Source organism: Siphonobacter sp. BAB-5385 (genome assembly GCF_002261125.1).
GTDB lineage: Bacteria > Bacteroidota > Bacteroidia > Cytophagales > Spirosomataceae > Siphonobacter.
The window spans coordinates 1-268 of sequence record NZ_NMPS01000183.1 but is presented as its reverse complement, the minus strand read 5'-3'; the positions used below and the strand labels follow the sequence as shown (position 1 = coordinate 268).

The following is a 268-nucleotide window of genomic DNA, read 5'->3' as shown; positions in this document are numbered from 1 at the left end:
GGACCTCTCCACGACTAACCATTCCATGGGGGCCATCCCATGGTGGCGACAGCCTGCATTGGCCCAACGCTTTGCGGCTATCGTAGGTCGTTCAGTTGCCCCATGGAATGGTCCAGCCTGGAAGGCTCAATGGCGGGAGAGGTTTTCATCTGTGGACAGCAGTTTTAGTGGTTTGTTGATAGCTAATGGTAGTTAGAAAACAGTCGAATAACTTCAAGAACGGCCTAAACCCCATCCCCGTCCTATCGCGAAAAGCCGCCTTTTTCAT

Annotated in this window: 1 protein-coding gene; it reads left to right on the top strand. The window is 52.2% G+C overall.

Annotation, left to right across the window (positions count from 1 at the left end; translation table 11 throughout):
• A partial coding sequence (locus BWI93_RS28300; RefSeq protein WP_217902308.1) for a hypothetical protein occupies positions 1–196 on the top strand: 196 nt, incomplete at its 5' end.
• Positions 197–268: the final 72 nt, after the last annotated feature.